Source organism: Micromonospora sp. L31, from assembly GCF_052068075.1.
Lineage (GTDB): Bacteria > Actinomycetota > Actinomycetes > Mycobacteriales > Micromonosporaceae > Micromonospora > Micromonospora purpureochromogenes.
This window is the reverse complement of sequence record NZ_JBQHDC010000005.1, coordinates 39750-54464: the sequence shown is the minus strand read 5'-3', so window position 1 is coordinate 54464 and position 14715 is coordinate 39750. Positions and strand designations below refer to the sequence as shown.

Below are 14715 nucleotides of genomic sequence, written 5' to 3'. Positions count from 1 at the left end.
CACGCCAGGGTGGCGGGCAGCCGCTCGCCACCGCAGAGCACCGCCACCGGCAGCCGGCCGGGTGTCGGTCAGGTCGGCCGGTACTCGACCTCGGGGCGCCCTGGGGTGCCGTAGCGGGGGCTGCGGACTGCCCGGTCGATGGTCACCAGGTACTCCAGATAGCGGCGGGCCGTCACCCGGGAGATGCCGGTGCGCTGGCTCACCTCGGTCGCGGACAGCCCGGCCTCGGCGTCGGCGGGCGTGGCTCGCGGCCGGTCGGCCAGGGCGGAGAGCACCCGGTGCAGGGTGTGCACGTCCAGCCCCTTGGGCAGGGTGTGCGGGGCGGCACCGCGCAGGGTGGCGAACATCCGGTCCACCTCGTGCTGGGCGGCCACCTCGCCGTCGGCGAGCGCCTGCCGGCGGTAGTCGGCGTAGCGCTCCAGCTTGTCGCGAAAGGCGGCGAAGGTGAACGGCTTGAGCAGGTAGTGGGTCACCCCGAGGGACACCGCGGTACGGACCACCGCCAGGTCCCGGGCCGAGGTCACCGCGAGCACGTCGACGCCGCTGCCCGCCGCTCGCAACGCCCGGCAGACGTCCAGGCCGTGCACGTCGGGCAGGCGGAAATCCAACAGCACCAGGTCGACGTCCGCGCCGCCGCGCCGGCGCAGCGCCGCCATCGCCTCCCGACCGGTGTGCGCCACCCCGGCCACCACGAAACCCGGCACCCGCTCGGTGTACGCGGTGTGCGCCTCGGCCAGCAGCGGCTCGTCCTCGACCACCAGCACCCGGATGTCGTTCATCGGGCCTCGCCGCCCCCGACCGGCAGCCGGACGGTGAACAGGCTCCCGCCGTCGTTCGAGCGGTCAACCTCGTAGCTGCCCCCGTGCCGGCGGACCACCTGCTCGACCAGCGCCAAGCCGAGGCCGCGGCCCGCGCTCTTGGTGGACCAGCCGCGCCGGAACGCGTCGTTCACCCGCTCCGGGTCCAGTCCCGGGCCGTTGTCACCGACCCGGACCACCAGTTCGCCGTCGACCGCGCCGACGAAGACCTGGACCCGTCGCGGCGGCGGATTGCCGGCGACCGCCTCCAGCGCGTTGTCCACCAGGTTGCCCACCACGGTGAGCAGGTCAGCGCTGGGCAGCGGGCTGCCGTCGAGCCGGCACTCCGGGTCGATCACCAGGTCCACGCCGCGCTCACCGGCCTGGGCCGACTTGCCGAGCAGCAGGGCGGCCAGCGCCGGCTCGGTCACCGCGCCGACCACCCGGTCGGTGAGCTGCTGCGCCGCGGCCAGGTCCCGGGTGGCCAGGCGAACCGCCTCGTCGGTACGGCCCAGCTCCACGAGAGTCAGCACGGTGTGCAGCCGGTTGGCCGACTCGTGGGTCTGCGCCTGCAACGCCTCGGTCAACGCACGTACCGAGTCGAGTTCGCTGGCGAGCGTGCGCAGCTCGGTCTGGTCGCGCAGGGTGAGCACCGTGCCGAGCGCGATGCCCTCGAAGCGGGCGGTCCGCTGGTTGGCGACGAGCACCCGGTCACCGGCCAGGACGGGCTCGTCGCGAGCGTCCCGGGCCGACGTCAGCAGCTCGGCCACCGCGGGCGGCAGGTCGATCCCGGCCACCGGTCGGTCGGTCAGCGGCGCGTCCGCGTCCAGCCCGAGCAGCCGGCGGCCCTCGTCGTTGACCAACGCCACCCGGCGGTCGGTGGTCAGTACCAGCAGGCCCTCCCGCACCGAGTGCAGCACCGCGTCGTAGTACTCGTACATCCGGGTCATCTGGGCCGGCCCGAGGCCGTGCGTCTGCCGACGCAGTCGACGGCTGAGCAGCCAGGAGCCGGTGGCCGCGAGGGCGAGCGCCGGTGCGGCGACGCCGAGCAGCACCGGCCACTGGCCGAGCAGCTTGCGATCGATCGCCTCGGTGGTGATGCCGACCGAGACCAGGCCGACGATCCGCTCGTCGTCGTACACCGGCACCACCGCGCGCACCGACTCGCCGAGCGTGCCCACGTTGGTGGTGGTGAACGGCCGGCCGGCCAGAGCCGGCGCGATGTCGCCGACGAACGGCTGGCCGATCCGCTTCGGGTGCGGGTGCGAGTAACGGGTGCGGTCGGGTGCCATCACCACCACGAAGTCGGTGCCGGTCGCCACCCGGGTGGCCTCCGCGTACGGCTGGAGGGCGGCGCTGGGGTCGGCGCTGCGCAGCGCCGCGCGGACGTCGGGGGAGCGGGCGACGGTCTGCGCCACCGCGAGCACCTCCTCCTGTGCCGCCTGCCGGGAATCGCTGCGGGCCAGCCAGACGGCCCCGGCGGCGCCGGCCAGGACGAGCAGGGTCACCACCACGGCCTGGAGAGCGAACAGCTGCCCCGCGATGCTCCACTGCCGCCGGGCCATGTTTCCCCTCCTCGTCCGCGCCGTCGTCACCGGCACGCGTCGCGCGTGCTCCGACGGGATGAACAGAATGACCGCAAGGCTGCCTTGTGGTGAGACGCGCTTCACATTGTCGAGATGGACACCACCACATCCACCACCACACCGTCACCCCCGGTCCGTCGGGACCGTACCCGTTACCTCTACCTGGCCGTCATCGTGGCCGTGCTGGCCGGCGTCGTGGTCGGCCTCGCCGCCCCCGAGGTCGGCAAGGAACTCAAGCCGCTCGGAACCGGCTTCGTCAACCTGATCAAGATGATGATCAGCCCGGTCATCTTCTGCACCATCGTGCTCGGCGTCGGCTCGGTCCGGCAGGCGGCGAAGGTCGGCAGGGTCGGCGGCCTCGCCCTCGGCTACTTCCTGGTCATGTCGACCGTCGCGCTCGCCATCGGCCTGGTGGTCGGCAACCTCATCCACCCCGGCTCCGGGCTCGACCTGGGGCAGGACCTCGCCGGCTCCGGCAAGGCCGCCGCCGGCGACGAGGCCGGCGGGACCGTCGACTTCCTGCTCGGAGTCATCCCGACCACGCTCTTCTCCGCGTTGACCGAGGGGGAGGTGCTCCAGACGCTGCTCGTGGCGCTGCTGGTCGGCTTCGCCGTGCAGAGCCTGGGCCGGCGCGGCGAGCCGGTGCTGACCGCCGTGGGCCTGCTCCAGCGGGTGGTCTTCAAAGTGCTCGCCATGATCATGTGGCTGGCTCCGATCGGCGCGTTCGGCGCCATCGCCGCCGTGGTCGGCGCCACCGGGATGGACGCGTTGAAGAGTCTGGCGCAGATCATGCTCGGCTTCTACGCGACCTGTCTGATCTTCGTGCTGGTGGTGCTGGGTGCGCTGCTGCGGTTCGTGGCCCGGATCTCGATCTTCTCGCTGCTGCGCTACCTGGGCCGGGAGTTCCTGCTGATCCTGTCGACGTCGTCCTCGGAGTCGGCGCTGCCGCGGTTGATCGCGAAGATGGAGCACGTCGGGGTGAGCAAGCCGGTGGTCGGCATCACGGTGCCGACCGGGTACTCGTTCAACCTGGACGGCACGGCAATCTACCTGACCATGGCGTCACTGTTCATCGCCGACGCGCTGGGCAAGCCGCTGTCGATCGGCGAGCAGGTGTCGCTGCTGCTGTTCATGGTCATCGCGTCGAAGGGCGCTGCCGGGGTGACGGGTGCCGGGCTGGCCACGCTTGCCGGTGGGCTCCAGTCGCACCGTCCGGACCTGGTCGACGGGGTCGGGCTGATCGTGGGGATCGACCGGTTCATGTCGGAGGCGCGGGCGCTGACCAACTTCGCCGGCAACGCGGTCGCGACCGTGCTGGTCGGGACCTGGACGGGGGAGTTCGACCGGGACAAGGCCGATCGGGTGCTGCGCGGCGACGACCCGTTCGACGAGGCGACCATGCTCGATGAGGACGCCGACGAGGGCGAGCCCGCCACCCGGCGGCCGGCCGACGAGTCGACCGCCATGGCCGGCGTACCGGCCTGACGCCGCGGTCGCGGAACCACCAGGGGTCGCGCCGGCCGGGCGCCCGCGCCACCTCCACCGGCAGCGATGCTGCCGGTGGAGGTGGCGTCGTGGCTTCGCGGTGCGAGACCCGTCAGGACCGAGCGGACCCTCAGTCCCAGCTGTCGATCTTGACGTCGTGGGGGTGCGGAGCGCCCTTTCCGGTCTCGATCAGCGACTTCAGGCTCAGCAGGTAGACCGCCCACTTGGTGCTGCAGTGGTGCATGAAATCCACCGGCTCCTTCCAGCCCCGGTGGCTGAAGAGCACGACGGCGTAGTCGTCGACCTGAGCGAGGCGCCAGTCGACCTGCGTGCCGATCCACTCGTCGGGTCCGTCGACCACCTCCCACAGCACGCGCCTGCCGGGGTCGAGCTCGAGGACCTTCATGTCGAATCCACCGGCTGCGAACCGGAACTGGAGCACGCCGCCGAGGCCGTCGCCGACGCCCCCGGTGTTGGTCGTCCACCAGCCGGCAAGTCCCTCGACGGTGGTCAGGGCCGTGTAGACCTCGGCCGTGGACGACGTGATTCCGACTTTGTGCAGGATGTCCACCATCTTCGATCTTCTTTCTGGTGTCGGTTCTCCGGATTGACCCTCATGACGTCATTGCTGGGTGGCGCGCTGGTCCTTCGTGCGCTGGACAGCCTCGGCGATCCGCTTGATGCGCCGGAGCCGGGCGTCCCACGCCGCTCCGACCGAGGACAGTTGCGCGACCGCCCGCGCGAGCTGCGCCTCGTCCACCCGGTACCTTCGCTCGCGCCCGGCCGGGGTGGAGTGCACCAGGCCCACCCGGTCGAGCACGCCGAGATGTTTCGCGATGGCCTGCCGTGTCACGGGCAGCCGCTCGCTGAGGCTGGTGGCCGTGCCGTCGCCATCGGCCAGGAGCAGGTCGAGCATCCGCCGACGGGTCGGATCCCCCACCGCGGACCACAGGTCGTCGTCGACGGCGGCGGTCACCGGGTCGACACCAGCCGGGCCAGGTACTCCCCGAGCCGGGGGACGAAGGTGTCCCAGCCGACGACGTGGTCGCGGTACTGCTCCTCCAGCTTCGCGGCCTCCCAGCCCATCTCCCGGAACCCGGTCTCGGTGAGCCGGAGCCTGGTGCCCGTGCCCGACGGGGTGAGTTCGAAGGTGACCAGCAGCGAGTTGGCCGGGTCGTCGACCTGGCCCTCGGGATGACACCAGCGGAACGAGAACAGTCGAGGCGGCTCGGCGTTCACCACGACCATCGGGACGACCTGTGCCCGGTCGTCCCAGACGAGCTCACCGACCGCGCCGGGAGTCGCCTCGAATTCGGCGTCGTCGGTCCACCACTGCGACATGTGCTCGGGGCTGCTGACGACCTCGAAGACCACCTCCGGCGAGGCGTCGACGTGGATCTCTCGTTCGATGCTGCCGTACTCCATGCTCCGCCACTCCTTGATATGCAACCCTTAGTTGCACGTCACGCTAGCCGACCAGCCGCCGCCACGCAACCATTGGTTGCTTCTGCTCGAGGAGCAACTGCCCCAGAGCCGGTGGACCGCACACGGTCAGCGCGGGAGGCAACCCGGCATGGCCCGGGTTTCGCGATGGCAAGCTATGACGCGGCGGGGACGAGCAGCAGCAGGCTGAGGCCGATCAATGGAACCGCGATCTTCCAGCGCGTCCAGGCGCTCATCCTTACCGGCCTTCCTGACCACGTGGCGGCGGGCCCGGGCGACCGGGTCGACCCAAGGACCGAGGCGAGCCGCGGCACGTCGGTTGACCAATGACGGCGGGGGCTCCGGTGGCTACGGTCGTGGATGCCGAGGTTTCCCGACCACTCGAGGAGTGATCGTATGCCCCCCTCTCCGTCCCGGCTCTTCGCGGAGATCGCGACCGCCGAGCGGCCGGCTCAGACCACGCTGGTCATGCGTCGTGCCGTGGTGCTGGGCGGCAGCATCGCCGGACTGATGGCGGCTCGGGTGTTGAGTGACCACGCCGAGGAGGTGCTGATCATCGAACGCGATCCGTCCAATGTGGATGACGGGCCCCGGCCGGGCGTGCCGCAGGGCAGCCAGGTGCACGCGCTGCTGCCCGCCGGTCAGATCCAGTTGGAACGGTGGTTTCCCGGCATCGTCGACGAGGCGCACGCGCTAGGTGCCCCGCCGCCGCCCAGCGACGAGGGCGCGGCGAAGATCTTCGTGAATGGTGTGCTGGGGCTGCCGCCGGCACCGTCCGGCACCGGTCCGACGCTGATCACCACGCGACCGTTCCTCGAGGCGCTGGTCCGGCGGCGGACCCTCGCCGTGGACAACATCCGGATGGTGTACGGCCGTGCGGACGGGCTGGTCTTCGCCGACCGGCGCGTCACCGGCGCCCGGTACGTGCCCGAGGGCGGTGGTGAGCCGGTGGTCGAACCGGCGGACCTGGTGGTCGACGCGATGGGACGGTCCAGCCGGCTGAGCGACTGGCTGGCCGACAACGGGTGGCCCCGCCCGCCGATGCAGCGGATGCCGATCAGACTGAACTACGCGACCGCGCTCTTCAAGCAGGACGAGAAGGTCAGCGACGCCTGGGTGGTGGTCTACCACACCATGGCCGGCAAGGATCGTACCGCTCGGATCGGTGGGATCAACTCGGTCGAGGGGGACCGCTGGATCATGTTGGTGGCCGGCTACGACGAGGACCGGCCCAGCCGCGAGGTCGCCGACTTCACCGCCCGCTGCCGGGAGCACTATCCGCAGATGTTCGGTGACATCGCGGAGTACGGTGAGATGCTCGGCGGCGTGGTCACGTACCACCAGGCGGACAGCCGACGCCGGGACTTCCACAAGCTCGACCGGATGCCCGCCGGACTGGTTGCCGCCGGGGACGCGATCGCCTCCTTCAACCCGGTGTACGGCCAGGGCATGACCTCCGCGATGCTGCACGCCTCCTGCCTGTCGGCGTACCTCCGGTCAAGCCCGAACCTGCACGAGGAACCGGCGCGGGCATACTTCGAGCGGGTCCGGGTGATCGTCGATGCCGCCTGGCAGACCTCCACCACCGCCGACATCGAGCTTCCACACGTCGACGGGCCGTACCCGCCGGGGTACCGGGTCACCAAGTGGTTCGGTGACCTGCTCTTCCGGACCTCGCTGACCGATCCGGTACTCAGCGCCCGGCTGGGCCGGGTCACCACCATGCTCGACCATCCGGCGACGCTGAGCCAGCCCGGCACCCTGCTCCGGGCGCTCCGGCTCGGCCTGTTCCGGCGCCGTGCCGCCACCGGGTCGACCAACAACCTCCGGCAGTCCTAGCAGTCGCCGGACCGGCCAGTGCGTGCCGACGTGCCGCAGGCCGCCGGTCGCCGATTGGCCGTGCCCATCCGGCGCCACCCCGCCTAGCGTCGGGCCGTGGACATCGAGCAGGCGCAGCAGTTGTGGAAGCCGGAGCCCGGCTGGTTGAACACCGCCTCCTACGGGCTGCCGCCCGAGCCGGCCTGGACGGCATTGCAGGAGGCGCTGGCCGACTGGCGGATCGGGAGCAGTTCCTGGGAGGGCTGGGGGCAGTCGGTGGACCGGGCCCGGGCCGCGTTCGCCGGCCTGGTCGGCGTACCGGCCGGGGACGTGGCGGTCGGCGCGGCCGTGTCCCAGCTCCTCGCACCGGTCGCGGCGGCCCTTCCGGCGGGCGCGAACGTGGTGGTCCCCGAGGTCGAGTTCACCTCGAACCTGTTTCCCTGGCTGGTTCAGCAGGAGCGCGGCGTCACGGTCCGCACCGTGCCGCTGGCGGGGCTGGTCGACGCGATCGACGCCGACACCGATCTGGTCGCGTTCAGCCTGGTGCAGTCCGCCGACGGCGCCGTGGCGGCGTACGACGAGATCGTGGCCGCGGCCCGGGCGCACGGTGCGCTGGTCGCGGTGGACGCGACCCAGGCGTGTGGTTGGCTGCCGTTCGACGGGAGCCGGGCCGACGTGGTGGCGGTGGCCGGGTACAAGTGGCTGATGGGCCCGCGCGGCTGCGCGTACGCCTACCTGGCGCCCGAGCTGCGCGAGCGGCTGCGTCCGGACGCCGCCGGTTGGTACGCGGGCGCCGACCCGCACGCCTCCTACTACGGCCCGCCGCTGCGGCTGGCCGACGACGCCCGCCGGTTCGACATCTCGCCCGCCTGGTTCAGCTGGGTCGGCGCGGCACCCGCACTGGAGTTGGTCGCCGAGATCGGCGTGCCGGCGATCCGGGCGCACGACGTGGCGCTGGCCAACCGGTTCCTGGCCGGGCTGGGTCGGCCGCCGGGGGAGAGCGCCATCGTCGCCGTCGACGTGCCCGACGCCGAGCAGCGGCTGGAGCGGGCCGGGATCCGGGCGGCGGTGCGCGCCGGGCGGGTCCGCGCCTCCTTCCACGTGTACTCCACCGAGGCCGATGTGGACGCCGCCCTGACGGCGCTGACCGGCTGAGCCCGCTCAGGTCACGTGGCGGGCGAGCGGGCGGGTGGGCGGCTGTCACCGCCGCCCACCCGAGCGGTCCGGCTCACCGGGCCGCCGGCTCCTCGACCCTCGTCACGGTTTCGACCTGGCCGATCAGGCGCCGGGGCAGGGGGGAAATGAGGAGCCGGCGCGGACTCAGGCCAGGTGACCGCCGATCTTCGTGTACCCGCGCAGCAGGTCCCGCGAGATGATCAGCCGCTGCATCTCGTCGGTGCCCTCGAAGATCCGGTAGAGCCGCACCTGCCGGTACCAGCGCTCGACCGGCAGTTCGCGGGTGTAGCCCATGCCGCCGTGGATCTGGAGCACCCGGTCCACCACCCGGTTGACCATGCCGGCGCCGTAGAGCTTGCCCATCGAGGAGGCGTGCCGGGGGTCCATGCCCTGGTCGACCGTCCAGGCGGAGCGCAGCACCAGCCAGCGGGCCGCCTCCAGCTCGGTCTCCGAGTCGGCGATCATCCACTGGATGGCCTGGTTGGTGCCGATCTTCGCGCCGAAGGTCTCCCGGGTGTTGGCGTAGTCGATGGCCATCTGCAACGCCCGCTCGGCGATGCCGATCGCGTGCGACGGGATGGTGTAGCGGCCCTTGCCGATCCACTCCATGCCCAGCGTGAAGCCCTGGCCGATCTCGCCGAGGATGTTGCGGTGCGGCACCCGTACGCCGTCGAAGATCAGCGACGCCGGCCCGCCCTCGCCCATCGTCTGGATGAACTCCGAGCGCCAGCCCATCGCCCGGTCCACCAGGAACGCGGTTGCCCCGCCGTTGCGGGCGCCCTTCTCCCGGTCGGTCACCGCGACCACGATGGCGAAGTCGGCGTCGTTGCCGTTGGTGATGAAGGTCTTCTCGCCGTCGAGGATCCACTCGTCGCCGTCGCGGCGGGCCGCCAGCCGGATGTTCGCCGCGTCCGACCCGGCGCCCGGCTCGGTGATGGCGAAGCAGGAGATCCGCTCGCCCTCGATGGTGGGCAGCAGGAACTCGCGCTTCTGCTCCTCGGTGGCGTGGAAGAGGATGTTGTCGGCCTCGCCGCCGAAGCGGAACGGCACGAAGGTACGCCCCAGCTCCGTCCAGATCAGCGACTGCATGACGGCGGGCAGGTCCATCCCGCCGTACTCCTCGGGGGTGGCCAGCCCCCAGAAGCCGAACTTCTTCGCCTTCTGCTGGAGTTCGCGCAGCTCGTCGCGGGTCACGCCGGGCTGGTGCGCGCGCTCGCGGCGCAGCACCTCCTGTTCCAGCGGCATCACCTCGCGGGTGATGAACGACCGGACGGTGTCGCGGACCGCCCGCTCCTCGTCGGTCAGTGAGAAGTCCATGCTGATCCCTTCCGCCGTCGTGGCTGCGTCCCGCTTAAACTAGCGGTGTAAGTTTTCTGTCGTCCAGACCCCCGAGGAGTCGACGTGCCCCGACCCCCGCAGCCGGTGCTCACCCGGGACCGGATCGTCGCCGCGGCCCTGGCCCTGATCGACGCCGACGGGCTGGCCGCCTTCTCCACCCGGCGGCTCGCCGCCGCGCTCGGCGTGCGGGGTCCCTCGCTCTACAACCACTTCGCCAACCGGGAGGCCATCCTCGACGCGGTCGCCGAAAGCGTCACCGTCGCCGTGGACATCGGCTTCTTCGGCCGTCACGACTGGCGCGAGGCGCTGCGCCGCTGGGCCTGGTCGTACCGGGCGGCGCTGACCGCGCACCCGAACGTCGTGCCCTACCTGGCCCAGGGCCCCGGGCGGCGGCCGGCCGCGCTGGCCATGGCCGACGCCGTCTACGGGGCACTGGTCAAGGCCGGCTGGCCGCCGGCCCGGGCCACCCACGTCGGCGCGGCGATGCGGTACTTCGTCGCCGGGTCGGCGCTCGGCTCGTTCGCCCGCGGCTTCGTCGAGGACCCGGAGCTGTACGCCGCGCACTACCCGCACCTGGGCCAGGCGCACCGGCTCGCCGAGCACCAGCGCAGCGTGGACGAGGGCGCCTTCGCCCTCGGCCTGGACGCGCTGCTGCACGGCCTCGCCGCCGAACACCGGCGCCTACTCGCGCTGGAACCACCCGGGGCGAACGGGTAGCGTCAAAACTCCCAGCGCTAGTTTCCTCACCCCCGAAGGACGACATGGATCTCGCCGCCGCGCCCCCCGCGCTCCTGGTCCGCCGTCACCTCTACCTCGGCGGCGCCTGGGCCGACCCGTCCGAGAACGAGCCGATCGACGTGGAGAACCCGGCCACCGGGGAGACCGTCGGGCAGGTGCCGGCCGGCACCCCGGCCGACGTCGACCGGGCCGTCGCCGCCGCCCGGGCCGCCTTTCCCGGCTGGGCGGCCGCCGCGCCGGCCGAGCGCGCCGCCCACCTCGACCGGCTGCTCGCGGCGCTGACCGCCCGCGCCGAGGACATCGCCCGGACCGTCGCGCTCGAACTCGGCACCCCGCTCAAGCTGGCCGCCCGGGTGCAGACCGGCCTGCCGCTGACCGTGCTGCGCGACTGCGTCGAGCTGGCCGCCCGGCCGCCCGCCGAGGAGACGATCGGCAACTCGCTCGTCGTCCGCGAACCGGTCGGCGTGGTCGGCGCGATAACCCCGTGGAACTACCCGCTGCACCAGGTCGTCGCCAAGCTGGCACCCGCCCTGGCCGCCGGCTGCACGGTGGTGCTCAAGCCCAGCGAGCTGACCCCGCTGACGGCGTACCTGCTCTTCGACGCGGTCGCCGAGGCCGGGCTGCCCGCCGGTGTGGTCAACCTGGTGCCCGGCACCGGGCCGGTGGTCGGCGAGGCCCTGGCCGCCCACCCGGACGTGGACATGGTCTCGTTCACCGGGTCCACCGCCACCGGCCGCCGGATCGCCCACCTCGCCGCCGACCGGATCGCCCGGGTGGCCCTGGAACTGGGCGGCAAGTCGGCCAACCTGATCCTCGCCGACGCCGACCTGCCCACCGCCGTCAAGGTCGGGGTGGGCAACGCGCTGCTCAACTCCGGGCAGACCTGCACCGCGTGGACCCGGATGCTGGTCCACCGCGACCGGTACGACGAGGCACTCGACCTGGTCGCCCGGGCCGCCGCGGCGTACCGGCCGGGGGATCCGTTCGACCCGGACACCCGGCTCGGCCCGCTGGTCTCCGCCGCCCAGGCCGAGCGGGTACGCGGCCACGTCGACCGCGCCCTCGCCGACGGGGCGCGCCTGGTCTGCGGCGGCCCGGACGCCCCGCTGCCGCCCCGGGGGCACTTCGTCGCCCCGACCGTGCTGGCCGACGTGCACCCCGACAGCGCGCTCGCCCAGGAGGAGGTCTTCGGCCCGGTGCTCGCCGTCATCCCGTTCGGCGACGACGACGAGGCCGTCGCCATCGCCAACAACTCCCGCTACGGCCTGGCCGGCGCGGTCTGGTCCGCCGACGCCGACCGGGCGCTGGCGGTGGCCCGGCGGCTGCGTACCGGCCAGGTGGACGTCAACGGCGGCGGGTTCAACCCGCGGGCCCCGTTCGGCGGATACAAGCAGTCCGGCCTGGGTCGGGAGCTGGGCCCGTACGGCATCGACGAGTTCCGCGAGATCAAGGCGATCCAGCGGTGAGGGCGCTGGTCGCCCGCGCGCCCGGCGCGCCGCTGCGCGTCGAGGAGATCCGCCTGCCCGCGCCCGGCCCCGGCGAGCTGCGGGTCCGCGTCCGCGCCGCCGGCGTCTGCCACTCCGACCTGTCCATGGTCAACGGCACCCTCGCACCCGCGTACCCGCTGGTGCTGGGGCACGAGGCGGCCGGCGTGGTGGTCGAGGCCGGCCCCGGCGCCGCCGTACCGGTCGGCACGCAGGTGGTGCTCAACTGGGCGCCCGCCTGCCGGCGGTGCTGGCACTGCCGGCACGGCGAGCCGTGGCTCTGCGCCGCCAACACCGCCCCGGCCGTGCCGCGCGGCGAGACCGCCGACGGTGAGGCGTTGCACGTCACGCTCGGGCTCGGCGCGTTCGCCGAGGAGGTGGTGGTGCCCGAGGCCGCCGTCGTCGCCGTCCCCGACGACCTGCCGCCGGAGCGGGCCGCGCTGCTCGGCTGCGCCGTGCTCACCGGCACCGGGGCGGTCCGCAACACCGCCCGCGTCGTCGCCGACGAGTCGGTCGCGGTGATCGGCCTCGGCGGGGTCGGCCTGTCGGTGCTCACCGCCGCCCGGGCCGCCGGCGCCGTCCCGATCATCGCGATCGACGTGGCCGAGGCCAAGCGGGGCCTGGCCCTCGCCGCCGGGGCGACGCACTTCCTCGCGCCCGACGACCGGCTGTCGAAGGAGATCCGGGCGCTCACCGAGGGGCGCGGCGTCGACCACGCCTTCGAGTGCGTGGGGCGGGCGGCCACCATCCGGACCGCCTGGCGGCTCACCCGGCGCGGGGGAGCGGTCACCGTGGTGGGCATGGGCGGCAAGGACGACCTGGTCAGCCTCTCCGCGCTGGACATCTTCCACTCCGCCCGGACGCTGCGCTCCTCGGTGTACGGCTCGTCCGATCCGGACCGGGAGGTGCCGGGCCTGGCCCGCGAGGTCGGCGACGGCACGCTCGACCTGACTCCGCTGATCAGCGGGCTGGTCACCCTCGACGAGGCGCCGGAGGCGTTCGACCGGCTCGCCCGGGGCGAGGGCGCCCGCTGGGTGGTCACCTTCCCCGACTGACCGACCGGCCGCCGTCGGAGTCGTGGCCCGGTGACCCCGGGGGCGTGGCCGGACACGCCCGCCGCGCCCCCGCGGGTCAGGTGGCCGGGCCACATGGGAGCGGTCTCCCAGACCATTCGCTCACGCCTGTCGATCCCCTGCGGACGGCTCCCGACCGGTGCTCATGTTGGCCGGCCCCGCGCCGACCGGCCGGAAAGTGTGGCGGACCGACATGGCTGCACTCCGGCCGTTCCCCGTAGGTTTCCTCCACGCGACGGCCCTGTGACCCCGGTCACCGACCCGGTCGTCGCCAGTGACCTGCGGAGGATGAGGCGATGGCCGGGCAAGCGCTCCTGTCGGCGCGCGGGCTGACCCGTGACTTCCGGGGCTTCCGTGCGGTCGACCACGTCGACCTCGACATCGCCCCGGAGAGCGTGCACGCGCTCGTCGGCCCCAACGGTGCCGGCAAGACCACCCTGTTCAACCTGCTCACCGGCTTCCTGCCGCCGACCGAGGGTCGGATCGAGCTGGACGGCCGGGACGTCACCGGCCTGCCCCCGGAGCAGGTGGCCCGGCTCGGGGTGGCCCGCTCGTTCCAGATCACCAGCCTGTTCCCGCAGCTGTCCGCCCGCGAGCACGTCGAGCTGGCGTTGCAGAGCTCGAGCGGGCTCGGCTGGCGGTTCTGGCGGTCGGCCAAGCTGATGGGCCGCTACCGGGAGCGGGCCGACGAACTGCTGGACATGGTCGGGCTCGGCGCGCTGGCCGAGGCCCCGGCCGAGGCGCTGGCGTACGGGCGCAAGCGCGCCCTGGAGCTGGCCATCGCCCTCGCCCTGGATCCGAAGGTGCTGCTGCTCGACGAGCCGACCGCCGGGATGGGGCTGGAGGACGTCGACCGCACGGTGGAGCTGATCGCCCGGGTTCGGGCCGGCCGCACCGTGGTGATGGTCGAGCACAACATGAGCGTCGTCGGCCGCCTCGCCGACACCGTCACCGTGCTGCAGGCCGGCACGGTGCTGGTCGAGGGCCCGTACGAGCAGGTCCGCGCCGACGAGCGGGTCATCACCGCCTACCTGGGAGCCGCTGATGCTGCGCATTGACACCCTCTCCGCCTTCTACGGCGAGGCGCAGGTGCTGCGGGAGGTGAGCCTGGAGGTCGCCGCCGGCGAGGTGGTCACCCTGGTCGGGCGCAACGGCGCCGGCAAGTCCACCCTGCTGCGCTGCGTGATGGGGCTGCACCCCGGCCAGCGCGGCACCGTCGAGCTGGACGGGCGGGACATCAGCCGGTTGCCGGCGTACAAGCGGGCGCGGCTCGGCCTCGGCTGGGTGCCCGACGACCGGGGCGCGTACGCCACCCTCAGCGTCACCGAGAACCTGACGCTGCCGCCGCGGGTCGGCCCCGACCCGTGGCCGCTGGAGCGGGTGTACGAGGCGTTCCCCGCCCTGTACTCCCGGCGCGACTCGGCGGCGACCATGCTCTCCGGCGGCGAGCAGCAGATGCTCGCCCTGGCCCGGGTGCTGCGGATGGGCGCCCGGCTGCTGCTCTGCGACGAGCCCACCGAGGGCCTGTCGCCGCTGCTCGTGCAGCAGGTCGGCGACCTGCTGCGGGAGGCCAAGAAGCACGGGGTGACCGTGCTGTTGGTCGAGCAGAACCTGCACTTCGCCACCGGCGTCGCCGACCGGCACTACCTGCTGGCCGAAGGACGCGTCGTGGAGGCGATGGCGAACTCCGAGGTGCGCTCGCGGGAGCGCGAGCTGCTGGCGTACCTCGGTATCTGAATTTTCGACGGCTGACCCGCGCGGTGCCCGCGCGGTACGA

Annotated in this window: 14 protein-coding genes; 8 read left to right on the top strand and 6 right to left on the bottom strand. The window is 72.9% G+C overall.

All coding sequences use genetic code 11. The annotated features are described in order from the left end of the window. Positions 1 to 68 precede the first annotated feature (68 nt). Positions 69 to 779: a response regulator gene (locus ACTMS9_RS15555; RefSeq protein ID WP_441148109.1), complete on the bottom strand. Its 711-nt coding sequence runs from the start codon at positions 777 to 779 to the stop codon at positions 69 to 71. Then, positions 776 to 2362: a sensor histidine kinase gene (locus tag ACTMS9_RS15550; RefSeq protein ID WP_441165289.1), complete on the bottom strand. Its 1587-nt coding sequence runs from the start codon at positions 2360 to 2362 to the stop codon at positions 776 to 778. Before ACTMS9_RS15550 ends, ACTMS9_RS15555 begins: the two co-directional genes overlap by 4 nt. Before the next feature lie 114 nt (positions 2363 to 2476). On the opposite strand from ACTMS9_RS15550, the gene ACTMS9_RS15545 reads away from it, so the two are divergent. Beyond that, positions 2477 to 3868: a cation:dicarboxylate symporter family transporter gene (locus ACTMS9_RS15545; protein WP_441165288.1), complete on the top strand. Its 1392-nt coding sequence runs from the start codon at positions 2477 to 2479 to the stop codon at positions 3866 to 3868. A 130-nt stretch (positions 3869 to 3998) separates the two neighbouring features. On the opposite strand, the gene ACTMS9_RS15540 is transcribed toward ACTMS9_RS15545, so the two are convergent. The 3 genes from ACTMS9_RS15540 to ACTMS9_RS15530 are packed head-to-tail and all read right to left on the bottom strand — an operon-like array spanning position 3999 to position 5293. Continuing rightward, positions 3999 to 4442: an SRPBCC family protein gene (locus ACTMS9_RS15540; protein ID WP_441165287.1), complete on the bottom strand. Its 444-nt coding sequence runs from the start codon at positions 4440 to 4442 to the stop codon at positions 3999 to 4001. 48 nt (positions 4443 to 4490) lie between these two features. Further along, a complete protein-coding gene (locus tag ACTMS9_RS15535) occupies positions 4491 to 4844 on the bottom strand; it encodes an ArsR/SmtB family transcription factor (protein WP_441148112.1) in 354 nt (117 codons plus the stop codon). Beyond that, the gene (locus tag ACTMS9_RS15530; RefSeq protein WP_441165286.1) at positions 4841 to 5293 is read right to left on the bottom strand and encodes an SRPBCC family protein; all 453 of its coding nucleotides are present in this window, start codon (positions 5291 to 5293) and stop codon (positions 4841 to 4843) included. Before ACTMS9_RS15530 ends, ACTMS9_RS15535 begins: the two co-directional genes overlap by 4 nt. A 414-nt stretch (positions 5294 to 5707) precedes the next feature. On the opposite strand from ACTMS9_RS15530, the gene ACTMS9_RS15525 reads away from it, so the two are divergent. Then, positions 5708 to 7150, top strand: a complete 1443-nt coding sequence (locus ACTMS9_RS15525; RefSeq protein ID WP_441165285.1) for an FAD-dependent oxidoreductase — start codon at positions 5708 to 5710, stop codon at positions 7148 to 7150. A gap of 96 nt (positions 7151 to 7246) precedes the next feature. Further along, positions 7247 to 8284 carry an aminotransferase class V-fold PLP-dependent enzyme gene (locus ACTMS9_RS15520; RefSeq protein WP_441165284.1) on the top strand — a complete coding sequence of 346 codons (1038 nt, stop codon included), beginning with the start codon at positions 7247 to 7249 and terminating at the stop codon, positions 8282 to 8284. Positions 8285 to 8449: 165 nt separating this feature from the next. Here ACTMS9_RS15520 and ACTMS9_RS15515 read toward each other — a convergent pair whose 3' ends face one another. Continuing rightward, entirely contained in the window at positions 8450 to 9622 is a 1173-nt protein-coding gene (locus ACTMS9_RS15515) for an acyl-CoA dehydrogenase family protein (RefSeq protein ID WP_441165283.1), read from the bottom strand. A gap of 84 nt (positions 9623 to 9706) precedes the next feature. Here ACTMS9_RS15515 and ACTMS9_RS15510 point away from each other — a divergent pair, with 84 nt between their 5' ends. The 5 genes from ACTMS9_RS15510 to ACTMS9_RS15490 all read left to right on the top strand — a co-directional run bounded on the left by ACTMS9_RS15510 (position 9707) and on the right by ACTMS9_RS15490 (position 14675). Next, positions 9707 to 10360, top strand: a complete 654-nt coding sequence (locus tag ACTMS9_RS15510) for a TetR/AcrR family transcriptional regulator (protein ID WP_441148117.1) — start codon at positions 9707 to 9709, stop codon at positions 10358 to 10360. Between the two features lie 44 nt (positions 10361 to 10404). Further along, a complete protein-coding gene (locus ACTMS9_RS15505; protein ID WP_441165282.1) occupies positions 10405 to 11847 on the top strand; it encodes an aldehyde dehydrogenase family protein in 1443 nt (480 codons plus the stop codon). Further along, positions 11844 to 12920 (top strand): zinc-binding dehydrogenase, encoded by a 1077-nt coding sequence (locus ACTMS9_RS15500; protein ID WP_441165281.1) that lies wholly within the window; start codon positions 11844 to 11846, stop codon positions 12918 to 12920. The genes ACTMS9_RS15505 and ACTMS9_RS15500 overlap by 4 nt, the downstream gene beginning before the upstream one ends. A 314-nt stretch (positions 12921 to 13234) precedes the next feature. Beyond that, positions 13235 to 13996: an ABC transporter ATP-binding protein gene (locus ACTMS9_RS15495; protein WP_210777259.1), complete on the top strand. Its 762-nt coding sequence runs from the start codon at positions 13235 to 13237 to the stop codon at positions 13994 to 13996. Beyond that, entirely contained in the window at positions 13983 to 14675 is a 693-nt protein-coding gene (locus ACTMS9_RS15490) for an ABC transporter ATP-binding protein (RefSeq protein WP_154938182.1), read from the top strand. Before ACTMS9_RS15495 ends, ACTMS9_RS15490 begins: the two co-directional genes overlap by 14 nt. The last annotated feature ends 40 nt before the right edge of the window (positions 14676 to 14715 follow it).